Annotated in this window: 22 protein-coding genes; 11 read left to right on the top strand and 11 right to left on the bottom strand. The window is 43.3% G+C overall.

Annotated features, from left to right (window positions below):
* Positions 1–5: 5 nt before the first annotated feature.
* The 5 genes from QOX44_RS13320 to QOX44_RS13340 form a co-directional block, all read right to left on the bottom strand.
* Positions 6–890, bottom strand: a complete 885-nt coding sequence (locus QOX44_RS13320) for a ParB/RepB/Spo0J family partition protein (protein ID WP_283683698.1) — start codon at positions 888–890, stop codon at positions 6–8.
* Complete coding sequence (locus QOX44_RS13325) at positions 883–1,659, bottom strand: ParA family protein (protein ID WP_283683700.1); 777 nt, start codon at positions 1,657–1,659, stop codon at positions 883–885. Before QOX44_RS13325 ends, QOX44_RS13320 begins: the two co-directional genes overlap by 8 nt.
* Positions 1,660–1,676: 17 nt before the next feature.
* Positions 1,677–1,844: a hypothetical protein gene (locus QOX44_RS13330; protein ID WP_196801905.1), complete on the bottom strand. Its 168-nt coding sequence runs from the start codon at positions 1,842–1,844 to the stop codon at positions 1,677–1,679.
* On the bottom strand, positions 1,831–2,304 hold the full coding sequence (locus tag QOX44_RS13335) for a DUF6075 family protein (protein ID WP_283683704.1): 474 nt from the start codon (positions 2,302–2,304) through the stop codon (positions 1,831–1,833). The genes QOX44_RS13330 and QOX44_RS13335 overlap by 14 nt, the downstream gene beginning before the upstream one ends.
* Before the next feature lie 275 nt (positions 2,305–2,579).
* Positions 2,580–4,265 carry a recombinase family protein gene (locus tag QOX44_RS13340; RefSeq protein ID WP_283683706.1) on the bottom strand — a complete coding sequence of 562 codons (1,686 nt, stop codon included), beginning with the start codon at positions 4,263–4,265 and terminating at the stop codon, positions 2,580–2,582.
* Between the two features lie 371 nt (positions 4,266–4,636).
* Between QOX44_RS13340 and cptIN the strand changes: the two genes are divergently transcribed.
* Complete coding sequence (gene cptIN, locus QOX44_RS13345; protein WP_283683707.1) at positions 4,637–5,125, top strand: type III toxin-antitoxin system CptIN family toxin; 489 nt, start codon at positions 4,637–4,639, stop codon at positions 5,123–5,125.
* Positions 5,126–5,167: 42 nt separating this feature from the next.
* On the opposite strand, the gene QOX44_RS13350 is transcribed toward cptIN, so the two are convergent.
* Complete coding sequence (locus QOX44_RS13350) at positions 5,168–5,329, bottom strand: hypothetical protein (protein WP_283683709.1); 162 nt, start codon at positions 5,327–5,329, stop codon at positions 5,168–5,170.
* Between the two features lie 286 nt (positions 5,330–5,615).
* Here QOX44_RS13350 and QOX44_RS13355 point away from each other — a divergent pair, with 286 nt between their 5' ends.
* Complete coding sequence (locus QOX44_RS13355; RefSeq protein ID WP_283683711.1) at positions 5,616–7,868, top strand: Archaeal ATPase; 2,253 nt, start codon at positions 5,616–5,618, stop codon at positions 7,866–7,868.
* Positions 7,869–8,027: 159 nt separating this feature from the next.
* On the opposite strand, the gene QOX44_RS13360 is transcribed toward QOX44_RS13355, so the two are convergent.
* Genes QOX44_RS13360 through QOX44_RS13370 form a run of 3 tightly spaced genes read right to left on the bottom strand, consistent with a single transcriptional unit; the run spans position 8,028 to position 11,228 of the window.
* Positions 8,028–8,615 carry a response regulator transcription factor gene (locus QOX44_RS13360; RefSeq protein WP_283683713.1) on the bottom strand — a complete coding sequence of 196 codons (588 nt, stop codon included), beginning with the start codon at positions 8,613–8,615 and terminating at the stop codon, positions 8,028–8,030.
* On the bottom strand, positions 8,608–10,173 hold the full coding sequence (locus tag QOX44_RS13365) for an ATP-binding protein (protein ID WP_283683715.1): 1,566 nt from the start codon (positions 10,171–10,173) through the stop codon (positions 8,608–8,610). Before QOX44_RS13365 ends, QOX44_RS13360 begins: the two co-directional genes overlap by 8 nt.
* Before the next feature lie 26 nt (positions 10,174–10,199).
* Positions 10,200–11,228 (bottom strand): DUF4118 domain-containing protein, encoded by a 1,029-nt coding sequence (locus QOX44_RS13370; protein ID WP_283683717.1) that lies wholly within the window; start codon positions 11,226–11,228, stop codon positions 10,200–10,202.
* Positions 11,229–11,505: 277 nt separating this feature from the next.
* Between QOX44_RS13370 and QOX44_RS13375 the strand changes: the two genes are divergently transcribed.
* Together QOX44_RS13375 and QOX44_RS13380 are read left to right on the top strand one after the other, a co-directional pair.
* Complete coding sequence (locus tag QOX44_RS13375) at positions 11,506–11,946, top strand: Hsp20/alpha crystallin family protein (protein ID WP_283683718.1); 441 nt, start codon at positions 11,506–11,508, stop codon at positions 11,944–11,946.
* A 72-nt stretch (positions 11,947–12,018) separates the two neighbouring features.
* Positions 12,019–12,552 (top strand): HdeD family acid-resistance protein, encoded by a 534-nt coding sequence (locus QOX44_RS13380; RefSeq protein ID WP_022066662.1) that lies wholly within the window; start codon positions 12,019–12,021, stop codon positions 12,550–12,552.
* 143 nt (positions 12,553–12,695) lie between these two features.
* Here the strand turns inward: QOX44_RS13380 and QOX44_RS13385 are convergent, their stop codons facing one another.
* Positions 12,696–13,565, bottom strand: coding sequence for a magnesium transporter CorA family protein (locus tag QOX44_RS13385; protein ID WP_283683723.1), 870 nt, complete (start codon positions 13,563–13,565; stop codon positions 12,696–12,698).
* A gap of 225 nt (positions 13,566–13,790) precedes the next feature.
* On the opposite strand from QOX44_RS13385, the gene QOX44_RS13390 reads away from it, so the two are divergent.
* The 7 genes from QOX44_RS13390 (at position 13,791) to mobQ (ending at position 20,899) form a co-directional block, all read left to right on the top strand.
* Positions 13,791–15,038 carry an IS30 family transposase gene (locus QOX44_RS13390; protein ID WP_283682841.1) on the top strand — a complete coding sequence of 416 codons (1,248 nt, stop codon included), beginning with the start codon at positions 13,791–13,793 and terminating at the stop codon, positions 15,036–15,038.
* 473 nt (positions 15,039–15,511) lie between these two features.
* Positions 15,512–16,429 (top strand): ParM/StbA family protein, encoded by a 918-nt coding sequence (locus QOX44_RS13395; RefSeq protein ID WP_283683724.1) that lies wholly within the window; start codon positions 15,512–15,514, stop codon positions 16,427–16,429.
* A gap of 3 nt (positions 16,430–16,432) precedes the next feature.
* On the top strand, positions 16,433–16,816 hold the full coding sequence (locus QOX44_RS13400) for an adenylate cyclase (protein WP_283683726.1): 384 nt from the start codon (positions 16,433–16,435) through the stop codon (positions 16,814–16,816).
* A gap of 24 nt (positions 16,817–16,840) precedes the next feature.
* A complete protein-coding gene (locus QOX44_RS13405) occupies positions 16,841–17,557 on the top strand; it encodes a replication initiator protein A (protein ID WP_283683728.1) in 717 nt (238 codons plus the stop codon).
* Complete coding sequence (locus QOX44_RS13410; RefSeq protein ID WP_283683730.1) at positions 17,554–18,387, top strand: ATP-binding protein; 834 nt, start codon at positions 17,554–17,556, stop codon at positions 18,385–18,387. Before QOX44_RS13405 ends, QOX44_RS13410 begins: the two co-directional genes overlap by 4 nt.
* 190 nt (positions 18,388–18,577) lie before the next feature.
* The gene (locus tag QOX44_RS13415) at positions 18,578–18,799 is read left to right on the top strand and encodes a DUF3847 domain-containing protein (RefSeq protein WP_283683733.1); all 222 of its coding nucleotides are present in this window, start codon (positions 18,578–18,580) and stop codon (positions 18,797–18,799) included.
* A gap of 402 nt (positions 18,800–19,201) precedes the next feature.
* The gene (gene mobQ / locus QOX44_RS13420; RefSeq protein ID WP_283683734.1) at positions 19,202–20,899 is read left to right on the top strand and encodes a MobQ family relaxase; all 1,698 of its coding nucleotides are present in this window, start codon (positions 19,202–19,204) and stop codon (positions 20,897–20,899) included.
* A 57-nt stretch (positions 20,900–20,956) separates the two neighbouring features.
* Here mobQ and QOX44_RS13425 read toward each other — a convergent pair whose 3' ends face one another.
* Positions 20,957–21,403 carry a pyridoxamine 5'-phosphate oxidase family protein gene (locus tag QOX44_RS13425; protein WP_283683736.1) on the bottom strand — a complete coding sequence of 149 codons (447 nt, stop codon included), beginning with the start codon at positions 21,401–21,403 and terminating at the stop codon, positions 20,957–20,959.
* Positions 21,404–21,413: the final 10 nt, after the last annotated feature.

Consider the following 21,413-nt stretch of genomic DNA (forward strand, 5'->3'; position numbering starts at 1 on the left):
ATTTCTTACTGGCTGTTTTTCCAGTTCTCAAGCAATTCAAAAATGACCTGTTCTATCTGTTGGTTACTGTAACCTTTCGGAAAATACTGCTTCACTTTACCCGGAAGCGTTACTTTTCCCGTTTCTTTCTTTTCTTCGCACAAGATCAGTTCCACAGCAAGCTCCGTCAGTTTTCCCTCTTCACTGTGCTTTTTCAGTTGATCTGCCATTGTTCCGCTTACAGATGCTGCTCTCCCGACAACGCACTGCAGTACCCATTCCTGTTCTTCTTTTGAAAGATAAGAAAGAGAGACCGCTGGAGAAACTTTAATCTTTCCTCTGTCTACCAGTTCCAGCAATTCCGGAAGAAGTTCCGTCAGCCTGATATACCTCTGTACCTTTCTTCCGCTATCCCCAGCTTCCTTTCCTACCAGATCGGCTGTCTCGGCATCACTCCCGGTTTTAGATTTCACTCCCTGATGTTTCAAAGCCTCCAGTTTCATCTTATAAGCAAAGGCTTTTTCACTTGGCAGGATGTTATCTCTCTGGATGTTGGAATCCACCATGATCACTACGGCTTCATCGTCCGAATAGTCCCGGACAATCACCGGCATGGTATCCCTGCCTGCCAACTCACAGGCTCTTTTCCGCCTGTGGCCGGCAACCAGTTCATAACCTCCCTCTGCTCTTGGCCTTACCAGTGCCGGATTAAGTACACCGTAACTCCGGATACTCTCTACGGTTTCTTCCATCTTTTCATCATCCAGGACATAAAACGGATGGTTTTTAAACGGGAACAATTCCGCCAACGGGACTTCGATTACTTTATCCACGCCAGTATCATCTGTTTCACTGATGCCAAGCAGATCGTCATAAGTGGTTAACTGAATATCCTTCTGTGGTCTACGCACGGTTCAACACCTCCTGCGCCAACATTTCATAGCTTTTTGCACCTTTACTCCGGCTGTCATATGCAAAAATACTGATCCCTTCCGAAGCAATCTCCGCTATCGCTTCTGAACGGGGGATGGAGTTTTCAAATACCCTCATTTCTTTTCCATACGTCTCTTTGACGGCTTTCTTATTCCGTTTGGAATTGTTATACCGTGCGCTGTCCATCGTAAACAGGATACCTTCCACCTCAATTTCCGGATTAAAACGTTTTTTTGTTCCTTTCACCACTTTCAGAAGTTCCGTTAATCCATCCGCAGCATAATACTGGGGCTGAACTGGTATCAGTACACTGTTGGCAGCACTCATTGCATTGATCGTCAGCATACCCAAAGATGGCATACAGTCGATAATGATAAAATCGTAATCGTCTGTCATCATTTCCAGATATTCTTTCAGAACCTTTTCCCGATCATCTACTGTAATCAAAGACATGTCCATACCCGTGAGCAGTTTATTGGACGGAACCACGTCCACACCTTCTTTATGATGTAAAACTGCTTCTTTCGGGTCAAACTCTATCCCCATGATGATATTTTCCATCATGTTCTTCAATGTCACCCGGATATTTTTCGGAAATCCCAACCCGAGGGTAAGATGCCCCTGCGGATCGGAGTCAACCAACAACACTCTCTGTCCCATTCTTGCCAGTCCAACACCCAAATTGATGCTTGTGGTGGTCTTGCCGACTCCACCTTTCTGGTTAGACACCGCTATCACTCTGCACATAACTTTATCCTCCTGACTCACTGTCTGTTCTTTTCTACTTCTGCATACACACGAAAATACTTTTTTGTCCCTTTATTGGCATACGGCTCGGAAACATCCAACACGTTAATTCGTTTATCCCTTTCAAGGATTTTTTTGAACCATTTAATATCGTTTGTTGTTCCTTGAAGCCTAATTTTCAGCATACATATCCTCCCAATCCTGATAGAAGCAGTATTCCGGATAACGGATTTTAATTGCCTCCCAAAAATATCTTGCATAGCCGCAGCAAAAAAGTTCTTCCACGGTATAACAACTGCATTCTTCCAGTTTTCTTTCTGCATCTTCGATATCAAAAACACTAGGCGTTCCATTGCAGTAAAGGTTATACGCCATCCGAACCACTTTCATGCTGCCGCTGGTCTGCCAGCCTTCATACAGACATTCCGGCTTAACATATCCTTCTTTAAAATCATAAATTCTGTCCACATGATCTCTTGTGTCTGAATTCAATCCGAGACAATATACCAATGCCTTGTGGTACACATCCTGGTATCTGCACTTCGGCAGATATTCCATGTAGAATTTCTTGTGTGCTTCGTCCTTAAAAGTTATTGTGCGAGTAAATTTCCCGCTGTTTGCACCTAACGCTGTACTGTTTTTCACGTTTCTTTCCTCCTGTTATTTGTATTGAAAAAGGCACTCCACTATGGAATGCCCTATATAAAAAATAGGGATACTTTTACTCCAAGTATCCCTATAATCTATCAACTATCTGATAGTCCACTATTCACTTTCATATTCAGGATTTTTTGTGTTCCCCGTACCGAGGTCTAAGGCAACAACTACGGTTACTCTCTGCACAAGTATCTTTTCCTTATGATTTTCACCGATTTTGTTGAAACTGAAAAACTCTACAAAGTGCGTAAATTCAAGGATTTCTAGGTATCTTTCCTTTGTAGTCCCACCACAGTCTCAACGGTACTTTCATTGTCCCAACTAAGTTCTTCTGTTTCCGCACCATTAAAATACACCGGAAAACGGAACTTAATGTGCTTCAGGAATCTGCCATCCGGCTGCTCCTGATCATAAATGTCTATTTGTTCTACAAAGCTGTTTAAAAATTCTTTTTTCTCCAGATCAGTGAACTTGTCATATAGTTTATCAAAAAACAGCAAGAATTGGTAGACGTTATCTTCTGATATTTTCTTCTGTTTGATATTCAACAGACGGTTCTTGACCTCACTGATGCTATTCTCCACGCCCTCAATTTCATCATAGAGACGGTTCAATCTTGTCTCCATATCCTGATATTTTTTCTCATAAAATCGATCTGTAATATCCAGGCTGTCCATCTGCTGTCCAAGCCGGTTCTTTGCGCCTGTCAGCTGTCGGTGCTGCTTTTCTAATTCTTCAATTTCCTTTTCCACTTCCGATGTGTCAATCCTTGCACCGATTTTCTTCAAAATTGCTTCCTCAAATTTGGGATTCTGCACAAGTTTCCGGATTACTTCCTCTACCGCATCATTCACCTTATCTTCACTCCATTGTTTGCGGTAGCTGCAATTATGCCCATCCACCAGCCTTCGATGCTTGCAGGCATAATAAAAATAGTCCTTATATGCCGTACCGTCTTTTCTCTTTTTTCGATTGACATTCCCATACATTCCGCTGCCACAAAGAGGGCATTTCAAAATGCCGGATAAAATATGCTCATGCTCCAGACTATGGGTCTTTTCGTATGATACTCCTGTTTTCTGCCGTTTCTGATGTGCCAGTTCCCAATCCTCTTCTGAAATGATACCTTCATGGATGCCATCATTCAGCATATATTCTTCCTGCTTTACAATCCGATATTCATTTCTTGTTCCGGGAACTTTTTCATTCTTTCTGCGACCAAATGCCAGCTTTCCACAGTAGATCGGATTATCCAGAACCCCTTTAATGAAGGAAGTAGCAAAAGCATCCAGTGTATTATTCTGTCTCTTTTTCTTTTTATATCCATGCTGGTTCAACCATGAAGCAATGGCACTCATTCCCATATTGGTATGGATAAATTTATCAAAAATCAGTCGAATCACCTCTGCTTCGTCCTCTGCAATCTGAAGTTCCCCATTTACCAACTTGTAACCATAGGGAGCAAAGCCACCGTTCCATTTTCCTTCTCTGGCCTTCTGCTTCCGTCCTTCCATAGTCTGCACCAGAATATTTTCACGTTCAATTTCTGCCACCGCTGACAAAACAGAGATCATCAGCTTGCCACTGTCTTTGGAACTGTCAATACCATCTTCTACGCAGATCAGATTCACTCCAAAATCCTGCATTCGCTGCAATGAATTCAAAACATCTGCCGCATTACGTCCAAAACGGGAAAGCTTAAATACCAGCACAAACTGTACATTGTCCGTACCATCTTCAATATTGTCCAACATCCGTTGAAATTCCGGTCTGCCCTCTACACTTTTACCGGATTTCCCTTCATCTGCAAATTCCTGTACAATCTCCATGTTCTGATACTCAGCATATTTTCTCAGTTTATCTCTCTGAGCATCCAGACTGTAGCCATCCACCTGCATGGTGGTGGATACACGGATATATACATAACATCTGATTTTTTTATTCTTCATGGCAATTACCTCATTTATTACAGCCTTTTACTGTCCCAACTAAATTTTATCATCTGTTCCAACTATATTCAATACCTCTTTTTCAAAATTTTTAATTCCCATTGACATATTTTCATCCCAAACATATAATAATGATAGAGACAGGAATACCTGTCATCGAAAATATTGTCCGCTCACCGCTGGCGGCTTATAAATAAACGGCTCGAAAATATGGTTCGCTTACCGGAAGCGTCTAACAAATGTCCGGCTCGAAAATTCTCGGCCCTGCCGCATGGCAGGGCTGATTTTTATAACGAAGAAGAAATTTGTTGCAAGCAACCCGCCGCAGACGTAGAATCCTGCAAGCAGGATTCTAATTAATAGGTGATAAAATGATTTATCAAGAAGGATATGTTTACCACATAAAAGATGAATATTTTGAAAAAGTACAAGACGGTAACCTGATGCAAAACAAAGAAAACGGAACATACCGTCCGACATTTTATTGCTTGCGGGATGAAAAGACTTCTTTGCTCTGGATGGTTCCGTTAAGTTCAAGGGTTCAAAAATATAAAGCAATCCATGATAAACAAGAACAAAAATATGGACGCTGCCTGACTATCGTTCTCGGCGAATTTGATGGAAAAGAAGCAGCTTTCCTTCTCCAGAATATGTTTCCTGTCAGAGATTGTTATCTTGATCACATACATACTCGCAACAATAATCCCGTGCCGGTAAAACATTCTATCCATAAAGAAGTCAGCACAAATATGAAACGCCTCCGCCAGCTCCATGCCAGAGGGAAAAAAGTGGTATTTCCGGACATTAACCGCCTGGAACAAATAATGCTGTCAGAAATGCAGACTCAAGACACAGAATAATGCTCTTCCCATAAAAGAAACGGCAGCCCTGCGATTTCCATCTCAGGAAGCTGCCGCTTCTTTTTCCTTTTCATTTTCTTCTGTTTTCTCCTGTCCATTGTTTTTCTTTTCTTCCTCCAGTTCCCGGAGCAGCTCTTCGCCGTATTTATCTAACATCCGCACAAGAAAATCAATGCACCGTTCAAATTCAACATTCTGTTTCACAAGCTTCTCCTTCCCCGTTTTTTATTCTGTGGTCATTCTACAGGAAAGTTTTTAGATTCTCATTGAACAGAAATTGAGTACAGATTGACTGTATCCCTATTTTTTATTATTTTTGTTCATAGACTTGAAATATCATTGTGCAGAACATATGTTTGTGCTATGATAAAAGAAATCTAGTACCAGATAAAAAAAGAAATGATACAAAAAGGTGGGATTGCGATTGGATCGATGCGATTTTAGCTCTATAATGACATGTTTAAAAAATCATATCAGCGAAAGTAACCAGATGAACCAGCCTGAATTTTTATATGAAGTATTTGAGGATTTTATGGACAGCCCGGAAAGCAAAGATTTTTCTTTTGATAATGGGCTTGTCTGCCGGTGGATGACAGGACAGGCGAAGATCAGCCCTAAAATCTCTACTTACTATGCCAAACCAAGTAAACAGGAAAAACTGGCTGAAACAATACATCAAAATCTTCTGCCACTGATGACCGACTGCAGCAAGGCACTGCAGGATGTTTACACCCTGTTTATGCAGGATGCCACCGTCTCCGAAGCGAAAAAGAATAAACTGGCATTGCTGTACAAGCCTGCGGATTCACGGCTCCTGTTTCTGGCAAAGCTGATCTCCTTTGGTATGGAGCGTCAATTTGTTAAAAGGGACACCCGAAATCAGAAGCTGATCGCAGGCGGCGCCCTCTCCCCGGTTGTTCTGGATTATATCATGGACAGTGAAGTGCCCAGGCCGTGCCGTCATTTTGTTGGAAGGGAAGAAGAACTGGGAGAATTACATACAATGCTGGAAGAAAACAGCAAAGTATTTCTCTATGGGATTGCCGGAATCGGAAAGAGTGAGATGGCGAAAGCATATGCGAAACAATACAAAAAATATTATACGAACATCCTTTATGTCGAATATACCGGAGATTTACATCAGTCAGTTACAGATATGGATTTCACTGACGATCTGCCGGAAGACAGTGAAGAAGAACGTTTCCGAAAACACAATCGTTTTCTTCGCTCTCTGAAGGATGATACCCTGCTCATCATAAATAATTTTAATGTGACCTCTACACAGGATAGTTTTCTGTCAGTAGTGTTGAAATACCGCTGCCGGATTCTTTTTACGACAAGAAGTAAATTTGACGGACACTGCATTCTGCAGCTAAAAGAAATACGGGAACCCTCCAGTTTGTTTCAGCTGGCATCTGCATTTTATTCGGAAGCAGAAGAACATCGGACGCTTGTTGAAGAGATCATAGAAACCGTTCACCGCCATACTTTTGCGGTAGAACTGGCAGCTAAACTTCTGGAAAATGGGATTTTACCACCAGAGCAATTACTGGAAAAACTCCGTGTGGAAAAGGCATCCCTTGAAAATGAAGACAAAATCAATGCTATCAAAGACGGACAGAACAGCAAGGCAACTTACTATAACCATATTCACACCCTGTTCTCCCTATATTCCATTTCGCAGGAACAACAGGATATCATGCGTGATTTTTGTTTTCTGCCTCCTGCCGGTATTTCCGCCCGTATCTTTGCTGACTGGCTCGGACTGACTACTTTAAATGACATCAATGACCTGATTGAGACAGGTTTTGTGCAGGCAAACACCCGGCATACCATTTCCCTGCATCCAATGATTCAGGAAATTGCCCTTTCTGAAACCAGACCTTCCATCACGAGCTGTCACACTTTGCTGGATTCCCTTCAAAAAATATGTTTGATGCATGGCATGGAGGTCAGCTATTACAAAAAATTGTTCCAGACAGCGGAAAATATCATTCACCTGATTGAAAAAGATGATATATCCAAATACCTACTGTTTTTAGAGGATGTCTTCCCATATATGGAAAAATACCACTACCAAAAGGGTATGAGAGAGATACTCCGGGAATTGAAGCAAATTTTAAAAGAAAATAATTATGGCACCACTTCTGATCGGGCACTGTTGCTGGATTATCAGGCAACCATGGAAACAAAACCAGAAAAAGCCATCAAACTGGAAAAAGAAGCACTTGCGCAGATCAAAGAAATCACAGAAGGGAATGCCCACCTCGTTTCCAACCTTCATGCAAATCTTGGAGGTCTTTACCGCATGAACGGTCAGACAGAACTTGCAAAAGAACACATGGAAAAGGGTATCTTACTACTGGAACAGTACCATTTGCTTTATACCAATGACAGTATCCCGCAGATCAACAATTACGCCGCCTTATTGACAGAAATGCAGGAACCGGAGCGGGCAATGTCGGCTCTCCAGAAACTGGCACAGATTATCAAACACTATAATTCAGATCACTGTCTGGATTATGCACAGGTGCAGGAATCCATGGGAAATATCAGTCTGATTACAGCAAATCTCTCACAGGCAAAAAGCCATTTCAAAAAAGCCATGAAAATCTATGAGGATGTCTGGGCAGATGAACCAGAACTGATTGAAGCAAAATATCTGGAAATTCAGCAATTGTATCCACAGGTCGGCATTGCTCTAGCAAAAGGCATCTTGACCTCAAACAATAAACAGGCATAATTTTACGGCGGACATGGTTGCCCGCCGTTATTTTTGCCAAGACTTTTTCCCAATTTTGGGAGAAAGCCCCTGTGTTATCATACTCATTTATCTAACAATTACATTTCGTACTTTCGACATGCTTAGTAATCAGCTATAATTCTTTCATCAAATAGTTCTTTAATCCTGTTTAACCATACAATACCCAATTCCCACATGTGTTTGTATACATTTATTAGAGCTATCTTTCTTTTCTATTTTCTTTCTTACTGTTGCCACATGAACCCTGAGTGAAGCAATGTCTCCTTCCAAAGAACTTCCCCATATTTCCTTCGTGATGTGGGTATGGGTCAGAACTCTTCCAAGATTTTTCGCCAACAGGCATAAGATTTTATATTCAATTGGAGTCACATGAATCTCTTCCTCTTTCACATATACTGTCTGCATTTGATAATCAATGGTCAAGCTACCATTATGAAAGGCAGGATCTCCCCCCTGCTGATTATTTTGTATGTACTGAATTCTCCTATAGTTTCCTCTGATTCTTGCAAGAAGTTCCGCTGTTGAAAATGGCTTGGTAATATAATCATCAGCACCGGCATCCAAGGCATCAATCTTATCTTTATCTTCACTTCTGGCACTTATCACAGTAATTGGAACAGTTGACCAGGTACGTATTTTTCTTATTACATCAACCCCATCTATATCAGGAAGTCCCAGATCCAACAGGATCAGTTCCGGTGCCACTAATATATTTGAATTATTCATGAATCTCTACCTCCTCAGCAGGCACCGTAAAATCAAAAATGGCACCTTTCGGTTCATTATCATAAACCATTATTTTCCCACCATGTGCATTGATAATTGATTTACAAAGAGCAAGCCCAAGACCCAAACTCCGTTTCGAATCCGTTATTTCATTATTTGCCGTATAAAACATTTCAAAAATATGCGGTTTATCTTCATCCGGAATTCCCTTTCCATTATCTGCAATCTGCACATGTACAAAACTTTTTTCTTTCTTTGTAGATATCACAATCTCTCCGCCTGGAGGCGTATACTTCACCGCATTATCTACAATATTAATAATTACCTGAAGAATCAGTCGTGAGTCCACATTAACAAGCTGCATTTCATCTTCCATACTGACCCGTATCGAAAATTCCCTGCTTTTCCGGCTGATATGTTTCAACGCTTCTTCTATCAGATCTTCCAACATATCTGCCTGTTTTTTTATCTTCATTCCACCGTCTTCAATTCTTGTAACAGATAAAAGATTTTCTACCAGATTCAGCAGCCAGAACGAGTCATCATATATATAAGAATACACTTTTTCTTTTTTGTCCTCATTTAACTTTCCCTGAAGAAGCATATCCGCATTTCCACAAATACTGGTAAGCGGAGTTCGAAGGTCATGGGAAATGGACCGCAGAAGATTTGCCCTTAACTTTTCGCTGTTAGCCTTTTCCGTTGCAGCCTCTTCCCTAGTCCTTAAAACTTCCCGTTCCATAACAGTCGCCGACTCGGAAAGGATAGCCATTAACATATTGCTCTCATAAGCACTCAGTATCTCTCCATCCCCTATTTCAATCCCAACAACACCATACACCGCATCAAGGCTTCTGACTGCAAGATAATAACATGCAGCTTCACTGAATGTTCCTGTAGTTGCTCCTGCCCGTTTATTGTTCTTAAATACCCATTCAGCTACTGCATGTTCGTTTTCGGTAATCAAGCTGCTTCGATGAGATTCATCCTTCTCACCGTTAGCATTATATATCACAGGAGAACCAAGATGTTCCCCTTCCAGTCCATAATATACCACGGTGTGACTCAGCACTTTTCCCAACTGAGCTGCCATTGTATTTCCTATTTCTTCTACTGTTTTTCCATTTTGCAAAAGCTGGTTGGTATCCAAAATGATCTTTGTACGATATGCAAGTTTTGCCAGTTCTCTTGCCTGTGTTTTCATTTTTAATGCAATATTGCTTGTGATGAGAGCTGCAATAAAGGAAATCACAAAAGTAACCGGATAACCCGGATCATAAGTATCCAGAGAAAACCTTGGGTCTGTAAAAAAATAGTTGAATACCACTACACTCGCTGCAGACTGCAGGAAAGAAATCGTCCGACTTGATGTAATAATCGCAGTAACCATAACTCCCAAAATATATACTGTTATGATATTGGTATCGCTAAATTTCATTTCATAAAAAACAAAACCTATTACTGTTGACAAAAGCAGACATACCAAAGCACTCAGCATATTTTTGATTGTCATCGTATGCTCCACACTTCTTCGAAGCTTCTGTTTTTCTTTCTCCATCTTATTGTCAGGTATAATATAAATATCTATATCACAATTTTACCATCCTGCAGTCTGGTCAGACTTAAGATATTTTCTACTAAAGATTTCAGCCAGTCGGCATCCTGATAAATACCTTGAAGCAGTTCCTGACGTCTGTCTTCTTTGTCTGTCATATCCATTAGCATTTCCGAAGTTCCCATAATGCCTGATAACGGCGTCCGAAGATCATGGGAAATCGCACGCAGAAGATTCGCCCGTTCTCTTTCCCGTTCCATATTTTCTCTGTCACGCACTCTTTCTACCGTTACTTCAATACGTTCCATCGCCATGGAGACATTTTCTATGATAGAATGCAACAGCTTTTTCTTTTCCTGCAGCTGTTCCGCATTCACAGTTTTATCAATTTTTACCACTGCAAGCAAGTGTTCCCTCCCATTAACCGGATATCCATAAGTGTCCTCTTCTTCCAGATATTCTGTCCGAAGATCTGTATATTTCTTCCGAATCTCTTCTACATCCGGCAATCCTCTGTGAATCTGTTCTTTTCCTGACTGCTGAATGTAGATCGGTGCAGACTGTCTTCCAATATAAATACATCCAACATTTATCTGAAGAAGATGGCTGATACTTTCTGCAGCGATTTTCAGAACTGCTTCTATATCTGAAGCATCCGACAGTTTACTGGAGAGCATATATAAAATCTGGCTTTCTTTTCCTCTTTCATTTGCTTCTTTCGTTAAAAGTTTTTCTTTTGTTGTCAGGGCACTCGTAAGAATGGAAGTTGTCAGCATGATTGAAAAAGTAACCAGATACTCCGGATCATTTACAGCAAGCGTATGATAGGGTTCTGTAAAAAAATAATTATAACATAGTAAGGAAACTACCGCTGATAAAATCCCATACTGATATCCTGATGTAAATCTTGCAACCAAAAGAACAGCCAAAAGATACATCACTACAATGTTAGTCTCTGGAAATCCCAGTCCTGTAAATATCTTTCCAAGTATGGTAGCTACAAAGACAATTGCCGCCAGTTTTAACAGACTCAACAGTACTTCTTTTGTTTTACTCATTACAATCGCCTCTTTATTATCGTATTTTTCCTATTAAGTATAGTACACACAGGCTGTTTTTCAATCCCATGAAACGTGGCATTCAGGTTCACAGAAGTTCACAAAATCTTCACAAAATTATTAGCGCTCTCTATTGACGAGTGCTAATTCATGTGTTATATTACATATAGAACAAAGGAAGAGGAAATGATTTCTCTTCCTGATATTCATAAATCAACACTTCGGGTTTCTCCGATAGTGCAAACTTTAGTTTATGTCATGAAAGGAGATATGACTTATGTTAATGCCTAGTATTTTTGGAGAAAGTTTATTTGATGATTTTATGGATGATTTTGCTTTTCCGGACATCGATAAAAAATTGTATGGGAAACATGCTCCCCATATCATGAAGACCGATGTAAAGGAAAAAGACAACACTTACGAAGTGGCCATTGATCTTCCGGGATTTAAGAAAGATGAGATTCAGATCCAGCTTGAAAACGGTTATGTAACTGTAAGTGCCGCAAAAGGTCTTGATAAAGATGAAAAGGATAAGGAAGGAAAATATATCCGCCGAGAGCGTTATGCCGGAAATGTAAGCAGGAGCTTTTATGTAGGAAATAATGTTCAGAGAGAAGACATCCATCCGAAATTTGAAAATGGTATTCTTTCCTTTACTGTTCCAAAAGAGCAGAAGACAGTAGAAAACAACTCCCATTATATTGCCATTGAAGGTTAATCTCAAACGGGCAGGGAATAAAACCCCTGCCTGTTTTAAAAGCTAAACACAATTGGGAAAGAGGTTTTTGATATGAGTAAAACGACATCAAAAGTATTATGGATTTTAGCCGGAATCTTTCTGATTATAACCGGGATTGGATGTTTGAGGAATCCCGGAGAAATTCTTTATGGTCTTCCCATTATCTTTGGAGTTGCCATGATGTTTTCCGGCATTATAGATATAGTGATATTTGCAGCCGGTCATGATTATATGGCAGGATCTGGCTGGTTTCTTGCTGACGGCATTCTGACCGTACTGATGTCTTTATTCATTTTGGGAAATGGATGGTTTACAGCAATGACAATCTCCTTTATTTTAGGAATGTGGCTGATTTTTTCAGGTATCACCAAACTGGTTAATTCCTTTGACCTTCAAAAACTGGGAGTAAGAGGCTGGGGCTGGTTTACGGTACTTGGAATCCTGCTGACTGTGATTGGTTTTCTGTCTTTCACACATCCATTTGCAAGTATTGCAGCTATGGCCTGGGTAATCGGATTTTTCCTGATCCTTCAGGGAATTGTATCCGTTATGCGTGGATGCTTTTCCAACCGTTTCTGGTTATAAAAATATAACAAAAACTAACATTGCCAAAGAGGAAAAAGGCACCTCTTCATATAGATTCGGCTGCATACAAAATTGTGTGCAGCCTATTTTAATGAATACCTAATTCTGAAAAAAATCTTTTACTCTCTACGGATAATCTTATCCTACAACAATTTTTTCTTTTTAAAATAAATGAGTTCCAGAATAATTGTAATTACTGCAATTGCAATCACTGCAACATATCCGTATTTCCACTGCAGCTCAGGCATATTTACAAAATTCATCCCATACCAGCCGGTCAAAAGTGTAAGTGGCAGGAATAAGGTTGTCACAACTGTCAATATACACATAATTTTATTCTGTTGTGCATCCTGCTGAGATTGATACAGTTCACGTAACTGCAGTATATTTTCTCTAAGCAAATGCACATGGTTATGCAGTCGTTCTGTCCTGAGTGCATAACGATTCCACGATTCTGTATTATGGATAATAGTCAGTCCATCTTGAGACTGTAATAGATCACCAATCATAGCCAGCTGTTCATAATATGCATCCAGCTCAGATAGTTTCTGTCGATACTTTGTAAGAACCGAAAAGAAATTATCCGGAACACCTTTTATAAGCTGATCTTCCATCTTTTCAATTTCTTTTTCCAAATGTAACAAATATAGAAGATCATTTTCAATCATCAGTTCCATCATCTTAAGAAGAAACTGATCCGGCGATTTCAGCTCCTGAAACTGTTCTTCCTTTTTCTCTATCCAGTGTTTCAGTTCCCCACTGTCCTCAATTAAAAAAAGTTCTTTATCTGTCAGGTAAAATCCAAAAACAACATGCGGTGTACGTATTTCATTTTTTTCCGGTACTCGCAAGGTTCCCAGAATACAATCCCGAAACACTTCTGCTTTACAGTATCGGATTGATCTGATACTGTGTAATAATTCGTTATCATGCGGAAAATCTTTCTTCAACTCACGAAATTCATCTTCCCGTAAGATCGTAAGGAAATGTATATTCACCATAGGATCACTCATACTCCTTTCATCACATTTCTTAACAAACAAGAATACTCTTTATTCTTGTAAAATGCAAATAAAAAACTGAAGAATCCCAATACTATGATCTCCTTCGAGAAATGTAAAAGTAACTTCCGGTTCTTCTTCGCACTTCCGGAAGCTTGTTTTTCATTAAGGCTTTATGAAAGACTTATTTCCGGTTATCCTCTTCCTGTGATGTTCATGGGAGAAAGGATGTACATAATGAGAGCAAAACATTTAACCTTAGAAGAAAGAAAAATAATCCAGGAGGGCATCGAAAAGCGCTTGTCCAAAACAGCCATTGCCCGTTCCCTCCACAAAGATCCGACTACCATTGCAAAAGAAATCAAAAAGCATAGAACCTTAAAACCACGCAACCGCTTCAATTCACCTGTCATCTGTTCAAACTTTAAACAGTGCAGCAAACCCCGTAAATACTGTTCTGAAGCCTGCCCGTCCTATGCCGAACAGTCCTGTTCCCTGCGTGACCGCTCCGTCGGCGCCTGCAACCATTGTCCGGACATCAAACACTGCCGGCTGGATCATTACTTCTACAACGCCAGTCATGCTCACGAAGATTATCTCTTTCACCTGTCCGATTCCAGACAGGGCGTTAATCTTTCAGAGCCGCAACGTCTACTCATTGCACAAACCATTGCCCCGCTCCTCAAAAAAGGGCAGTCCCTTTATCAGATCCTTGCTAACCATCCGGAACTCTCCCTTTCGGTAAAATCCCTCTACACCTACATCGAAGGCGGCGTTTTTAAAGACTTTGGCGTTGATAACTTCTCTCTGCGCAGACAGGTTTCCATGCGCGAACGCAAAAAGCTGAAAAAACGCAGAGAGCCGGTCAACTATGAGGGGCATAAGTTTTCAGACTATCTCGCGTTTCTTGCCGACAATCCTTCCATCCCGACAACGGAGATGGATACTCTGTACAACCAACCGCAAGGACCTTATATCCAGACCTTTTCTTTTCAGAATACCGGACTTATGATCGGATTCCTCCATCAGGAAAAAACTTCGGAATCCATGGCTTCTGCCTTAGATTTCCTTCAGGAGCTTCTCGGCATCGACTATTTCCGCCTCTTTTCCCTGATCCTCACTGACCGTGGGACAGAGTTTGAAAAAGTCTCCCTCTTTGAACAGAATCCAAAGAGCGGACAGATACGGACAAATATCTTTTATTGCGACCCACAGACACCAAGCCAGAAACCTCATGTAGAAAATAACCACAACTATGTCCGGAATATCCTTCCGAACCAGCGGAATCTCGAACACCTGACGCAGAAAGATCTGAATCTTATGTTCGATCATATCAATTCCGTTCCACGAAAGGTATTAGGCGGAAGAACTCCTTATGAGGTCTTTTCCTTCTTTTATGGGGAAACGCTGCTGCATAAGCTGGGTGTCAGACGGATCGAACCGGATTCCGTAACGCTTCAGCCGTATCTGCTGAAAATAGAATAAGCCAGCCACAACCGCTGACTTATCCTTACACCATTAATTTTGCCCCTATGAACACACGTCCCATATGTATTCTTCTGGGCAACGGAACTTTGTCTTTCACAAAAAAAGAAAAAGCTCCCTTTGCTCCGCTTTGCATGCGCAAAAAAGCGGAACTGTACTTAAAGTTTACACAAAAAAAGTCTTTTAGGCAAGAAAAACTTCCGTTTTCCTGCCTGAAAACAGAAGTTTCTCTTTCATCCGGACGTTACTTTTACAACCGGAAGTTACTTTTATAATTCACCCTATGATCTCCTTCATTATTGAAACATCTTATTCTTCTTGTATTCCTATTTTCAAAACATTTTTCTCAATTCATACTCAATTTTCTCTCAATGTCTTATCCCTCCAACTTTTGTATGCTTATCCCACAGCAGACCAGTACCACGTAGGTACAAACTGCCAGATAAATCAACACAAAAATGGAGGGACTATTTATGAGAGAAATCAAAAACACAAAAATCATCGCCGTAGATCATGGCTACGGCAACATTAAAACTGCCAACACGGTCACGCCCACCGGAATCACAGCTTACGAAACAGAGCCGATTTTCACCGGGAACATTCTGGAATATAACGGCACCTATTACCGGATCGGCGAAGGACACAAGGAATTTATCCCGGACAAAGCGATGGATGAAGACTATTATCTCCTGACACTGATGGCGGTGGCAAGGGAACTGAATGTCTTTTCTATCCAGGAAGCAGATGTCCATCTGGCTGCCGGGCTTCCCCTGACATGGATCCGGAACCAGCGGGAAGAATTCCGCTCCTATCTGCTTCAGAATCCAGAAGTCAGCTACCGCTTCAACAACAAGGATTACCACATCCGTTTTGTTGGATGCAGCCTTTATCCACAGGGATACCCCGCAATCGTAAACCTTCTGAGCACTCTGAAAGGAACCAATCTCCTTGCAGATATCGGAAATGGCACCATGAACATCCTGTATATCAACAATAAAAAAGCACAGGAAAGCCGTTGCTGGACAGAGAAATTCGGGGTTAACCAGTGCATGATTGCCGCAAAGAATGCCATCCTCGACCGGTTCGGTGTAAAGATTGAAGAAGCCACAGTAGAACAGGTTCTGCGCTTCAAAGCAGCGGATATCTCCGCCCCATATCTGGATTGTATTACAGCTGTTGCCAGACAGTATGTGGCTGATATCTTTTCTACACTCCGCAAATATGAGTACAATCCCGACCTCATGCGGCTGTACGTAGTCGGCGGTGGTGGATGTCTGATCCGTAATTTCGGGACGTATGACGAATCCCGTGTCACGATCCTCGCTGATATCTGTGCCACCGCCAAAGGATATGAATATCTGGCCCTGATGAGCCTGAAAAGGAGGGAATAAGCAATGGCGAACAACATCAGAAGCACAAATCTGCGCTTCAATCTGGAGAAAGACCTGCAGCGGAAAGCATGGGAATATCTGCAGGCCATGGACAAGCAGGAATTCAGATCCTACAGCCATGTGATTGCCCTTGCACTGGTCGATTATTTTGACCGTTATTATCGCACACAGGACGACCCCTATCTGGAAACAAGGGAACGGGAAGAACGTTTTGTTGCACAGATTATAGAAGCCGTGGAAAAGAGCCTGAACCAAACGCTTCCCCTCTTCCTTTCCGGTCTGACAGCAGGGATGGCACAAAGGGAGCCCCAAAGCAGGGCATCCTTACCGTCTCATGAAGAACCGGAGCCAGAGACAGATGTAGACTGGGATTTTCTCGGAGAATAACCGGGACGTAAAGGAGGTGGACACATGACGGAATTTCTGACAGAAAATACCAGCCTTCCGCCCTATATGGTATTTCCCAGGTTTCTCCTGGATATGGAGCTGAATGAAACAACCAAGCTGCTCTATATGGTTCTGCTTGACCGTGCAAGGCTCTCCCTGAAAAACGAAGGCTGGACAGATACATCCGGGCATGTGTTCCTCTACTTTACCATCGAAGCAATGGCGGAGGTTCTCCACAAAAGCCAGATGACCATCAAAACATCCCTGACCGCACTGGAAAAGCAGGATCTGATTCTCCGGAAACGTCAGGGAGCCGGTCATCCCAACCGGATCTATATAAAATTCCCGACAGGTGCTTTCTGCCAGACAGACAGGATTCTTTCCCCGAGACAGACAGAAAACTGTCCTGCTGACAGACAGGATTCTTTCCCTGAGACAGACAGAAAACTGTCCGGTAATAAGAAAGAGAGAGAAAAGAACGATTTATCAAAAAGAGAGAGTCAGGAGAAACGCTCTCCCTATGGAAAATTTCAAAATGTATTTCTGTCAGAAAAAGAACTGGAAGAAGTCAGACAGTCGGTTTCAGACTGGCAGGAATATATTGAACGTTTATCCGGCTACATGGCTTCCACCGGAAAGCACTACCAGAACCATGCAGCCACCATCATCAGCTGGGCAAGGCGGGACAATCCCCCTTCCCGGCAAAGCATTTACGAAAGTGAGGAATACGAAACATTATGAGAAAGTTTACAGAAGAACTGACCAATCAGGTCCCAACCAGAGAATTGCAGCCGGATGAATATTTTCATGAATCCGACCGCCTGATCTACTGCGCCAAATGCCATACGCCCCGGCAGGGCAGGTACACCTTGCAGGGCAGGGTATTCATGCCGCCCATCCGGTGCAAATGCCAGCAGAAACTCTATAACCAGGAAGAAACGAAACGGAAACTGCTGGAAAAACAGGCAGAAATCGAACGGATGAAAGCCAGCGGGTTGCAGGATAAGGCACTCTATGATTATACATTTGACAAAGATAACGGCATCAACCCGGAGATGGCATACGCCCACAAATATGTGGAGAACTGGGAAGATATGAAAGCCAATTCCTCCGGTCTTCTCCTCTGGGGAAATGTCGGTACCGGGAAATCCTTCTTTGCAGGTTGTATTGCCAATGCCCTTCTGGAAAAAGGCGTTCCGGTGCTGATGACAAATTTCTCCCGCATTCTGAATACCCTGACTGGAATGCATTTTGAAGACAGGAACCAGTTCATTGACAGTCTGAACCGATACAGCCTGCTGATCATTGATGACCTAGGGATTGAACGCAATTCTGAATTTGCCCTTGAACAGGTATTCAATGTAATCGACAGCCGTTACCGCAGCAAAAAACCGCTGATTGTAACAACCAATCTCACATTGACGGAACTGAATAGTGCACCTGACGTGGCACATAGAAGAATTTATGACCGGATTCTGGAACGGTGTGCCCCCATTCGTATCAATAACCGCAACATCCGGCAAGTCAATGCCTCTGCCAATCTGCAGGAAGCGAAAAAAATACTGCTGTAATGAATCCGGTACCAACAATATCAAAAAATATTACCTCATTATTACCACTATTCTCAGGCGGTGATACTGCAATCTCCCTTTCCAGACATGGGAGAAAGTATCACTGCCACTGACCATTCAAAACAGTACCAATTCAAAGAATTGTAAGACCAAAAGCCCGGATACGGGCATAGAAAAGGAGGCGCCAGATATGGCAGATAAAAAAATAATGACGTCAGAAGAAAAAGCACTTTTACAGGCAAAACACCGACAGGAGGAAGCTGAAGCAAGGAACCGCAGGAAAGAACGTAACACCAGAACGCACCGATTGATCCAGGAAGGAGCAATTCTGGAAAGCGTTGCTCCACATATCCGGGAAATGGATTTGGATCTCCTAAAGCGGGAACTAATGATCCGGCTACGAGGGCTTTAAATTAAATAAAGATATTTTATTCCCGAAGGGCGCACTTACTCACCACCTGCTAAAGCAGGCGGTGGTAGCCCTCCCGTTGGTCGGGCACGTGCGCTCTCCGAGGGGGATTGCGGCTCCTGCGGGAGCCGATGGACAAGGCTGCATTTCTGCCAAACTGCCAGCCTTGTCCACGCAGTCGGCGCAGGGGTTTCCGTTTTGGAAGCCCCTGTTCATGGGGTGGTATATTGCCACCCCATCCCGCCGCCTGCCTGCGTCAACCTGCCACCGGCAGCTTGACACAGATACAGGGGTGGAACGAATCGTTACACCCCTGCTGGAGGTGCGTCGCATTTCACGACGTACTGGGCGAAAACAAGGGTGCCCTGTTTTGGGGCACCCCTTTCAGAAAGGACAAGGTGATTTATGGCGATTTATCATTTGGAGGCCAAGATGGTCAGTCGTGGAGCCGGACGCTCCGCCGTGGCTGCTGCGGCCTATCTGAGCTGTTCCCGGATACTCAACGAGTATGACGGGGTGCAGCACGACTACACCCGCAAACAGGGCCTTGGGTGGCGGCAGGTTTTTCTGCCAGCCACCGCCCCCGCAGAGTGGCAGGATCGGGAAACCCTGTGGAACGCCGTGGAGGAAACCGAAACCGCAAAGGACAGCCGCCTCGCCCGTGAATTTGTGGCGGCTCTGCCCATAGAGTTGAGCCGGGAGGAACAAATTCAGCTCCTACAAGATTTCATCAAGGAGCAGTTTGTGGCAGACGGAATGTGCGCCGATGCTGCCATCCATGACCCGTATCCTCCTGGACACAATCCCCATGCCCACATTCTGCTGACGGTGCGCCCGCTGGATGAAAAGGGAAAATGGCAGTACAAGACTGAGAAAGAATATCTCTGCGTCAAAGACGGCGAGGAACGGGGCTTTACCGCCGCCGAGTTCAAGCAGGCGCAGGCCGACGGCTGGGAGAAACAGTACCAGTACAAAGTGGGCAAAAAGAAGGTGTATATGGCCCCGTCCGCAGCGCAGGCGCAGGGCTATGAACGGGTGTCCAAGTACCCCAAAAGCACCAAATTTGGCAGACAGAACCCCATCACGGAACGATGGAACAGCGACGAGCAGCTTGTCCTGTGGCGGGCTGCATGGGCAGATGTGGCAAACCGCCATCTGGAGCGCACCGGACATGAGGAACGCATCGACCACCGCAGCCATGCCGAGCGTGGTCTGCTGGAGCGGCCTACGGTTCATGAGGGCGTGGTTGCCAGAGCCATGGAGAAAAAGGGTGTCATCTCTGACCGGTACGAACTGAACCGGCAGATCAAGGCGGACAATGCCCTGCTCCGTGAACTGAGAGGGCAGGTCAAAAAACTGGCGCAGGCAGTTAAAAATACCATCCCGGCACTTGCCGATGCCATGGAGAATCTGCGTAAAAATCTGCTGCTGTTCTGCTATCAGCTGGGGTATCTCCGCAAAGGCAAGGAGCGTCTGAACACTTCGCTGAATACGCTGCGCCCTGCTCTCGCACAGTACAATCAGCTTGCAAAGGACATTCGGGATAAGACGAAGGAGCGCCGCAGTCTGCTTTCCGAAAAAAAGACGCTCTCTGCGGTTCATGTATTCCGGCACCGGGAACTGGCGGCTAAGATTGCGGCACTGACAGAGGATTTGCAGGAACTGTGTTCGGAGAAAAATATGCTTCTGGCATCGCTGGCATATACCGAGGAAGATGCTGCCGATAAATTTCCCAAAGACATCGCCGCCATGGAGCAGAGCCTGAAACAGCTGGAAGAACAGGAGCAGAAATATTCCGCCGAGCTGGACGCTGCCCTGGCTGAATATGCCGGGCTTCGAGAGCAGGCTCAGGGCGTTGATCCGGTGCAGCTGTATGAAGCAAGGCAGGCCATCCGCCCCAGCAAGGAGCAGGAGGCGGAGAACCGGGCGCAGGAGGTTTACGGCGAGAAGTACAGCCCGCTTTTGATGTTTGACAGCAAAAAGGCGGTTTCTCGGATGCTGCATGAAGAAATGGAGCAGCAGGCTGTACGGAGATTGGTGCGGCAGGCACAGAAGGGGCAGCAGACCCATTATAAGAGAAAGCACAAAGAGCAGGAACGGTAATTCAACCTGTAAGCGATATTATGGCATTGTAAATTTCTTTTCATCGAACACAAGAAATTATACTTTACTGTGCATTGCGGTTCGTTTCGCTTTTCCGGTTATTTGTTCGGGGTAAATAATATATACGCCGGTCTTGTCCCATGCTGCCTGGATGTACTGCATCCCTTTTTCCAGAAATTCTTTGCTGTACTTTTCAAGCAATGCAATCAGACTGGCCTGCTTATCTTTTGACGGCATCATTTGACCGGTCAGAATGACGCTCTCATACAAAGTACCAAACTTTTCGGGCTGCACTGTGGTATCACCAACGACCACAAAACAAACATCCGAGCAGTAGGATATATTTTCGAGTTTCTTTCCCACATTCGCAGCACAGTGCAGATGGATCAGCCCGTCCTTCCAGGCATAACTGAGTGGAACTGCATACGGCTTTCCATCCTGGCCAACCGTGGACAGAATTCCGTATTCTCCCTTTTGGAGAATCATTTTGATTTCTTCGCCCATAATTTCTCTA

The organism is Parablautia sp. Marseille-Q6255, from assembly GCF_951230155.1.
In the GTDB taxonomy this organism is placed as follows: domain Bacteria; phylum Bacillota; class Clostridia; order Lachnospirales; family Lachnospiraceae; genus Choladousia.

Bases quoted from the DNA above. Each gene is read 5' to 3' on its own strand.
- mobQ (WP_283683734.1), top strand. From the start codon at position 19,202: ATGGCGATTTATCATTTGGAGGCCAAGATGGTCAGTCGTGGAGCCGGA.
- QOX44_RS13340 (WP_283683706.1), bottom strand. From the start codon at position 4,265: ATGAAGAATAAAAAAATCAGATGTTATGTATATATCCGTGTATCCACC.
- QOX44_RS13330 (WP_196801905.1), bottom strand. From the start codon at position 1,844: ATGCTGAAAATTAGGCTTCAAGGAACAACAAACGATATTAAATGGTTC.
- QOX44_RS13410 (WP_283683730.1), top strand. From the start codon at position 17,554: ATGAGAAAGTTTACAGAAGAACTGACCAATCAGGTCCCAACCAGAGAA.
- QOX44_RS13405 (WP_283683728.1), top strand. From the start codon at position 16,841: ATGACGGAATTTCTGACAGAAAATACCAGCCTTCCGCCCTATATGGTA.
- QOX44_RS13385 (WP_283683723.1), bottom strand. From the start codon at position 13,565: ATGAGTGATCCTATGGTGAATATACATTTCCTTACGATCTTACGGGAA.
- cptIN (WP_283683707.1), top strand. From the start codon at position 4,637: ATGATTTATCAAGAAGGATATGTTTACCACATAAAAGATGAATATTTT.
- QOX44_RS13400 (WP_283683726.1), top strand. From the start codon at position 16,433: ATGGCGAACAACATCAGAAGCACAAATCTGCGCTTCAATCTGGAGAAA.
- QOX44_RS13380 (WP_022066662.1), top strand. From the start codon at position 12,019: ATGAGTAAAACGACATCAAAAGTATTATGGATTTTAGCCGGAATCTTT.
- QOX44_RS13325 (WP_283683700.1), bottom strand. From the start codon at position 1,659: ATGTGCAGAGTGATAGCGGTGTCTAACCAGAAAGGTGGAGTCGGCAAG.
- QOX44_RS13365 (WP_283683715.1), bottom strand. From the start codon at position 10,173: ATGGAGAAAGAAAAACAGAAGCTTCGAAGAAGTGTGGAGCATACGATG.
- QOX44_RS13390 (WP_283682841.1), top strand. From the start codon at position 13,791: ATGAGAGCAAAACATTTAACCTTAGAAGAAAGAAAAATAATCCAGGAG.
- QOX44_RS13360 (WP_283683713.1), bottom strand. From the start codon at position 8,615: ATGAATAATTCAAATATATTAGTGGCACCGGAACTGATCCTGTTGGAT.
- QOX44_RS13415 (WP_283683733.1), top strand. From the start codon at position 18,578: ATGGCAGATAAAAAAATAATGACGTCAGAAGAAAAAGCACTTTTACAG.
- QOX44_RS13425 (WP_283683736.1), bottom strand. From the start codon at position 21,403: ATGGGCGAAGAAATCAAAATGATTCTCCAAAAGGGAGAATACGGAATT.
- QOX44_RS13375 (WP_283683718.1), top strand. From the start codon at position 11,506: ATGTTAATGCCTAGTATTTTTGGAGAAAGTTTATTTGATGATTTTATG.
- QOX44_RS13395 (WP_283683724.1), top strand. From the start codon at position 15,512: ATGAGAGAAATCAAAAACACAAAAATCATCGCCGTAGATCATGGCTAC.
- QOX44_RS13370 (WP_283683717.1), bottom strand. From the start codon at position 11,228: ATGAGTAAAACAAAAGAAGTACTGTTGAGTCTGTTAAAACTGGCGGCA.
- QOX44_RS13355 (WP_283683711.1), top strand. From the start codon at position 5,616: ATGAACCAGCCTGAATTTTTATATGAAGTATTTGAGGATTTTATGGAC.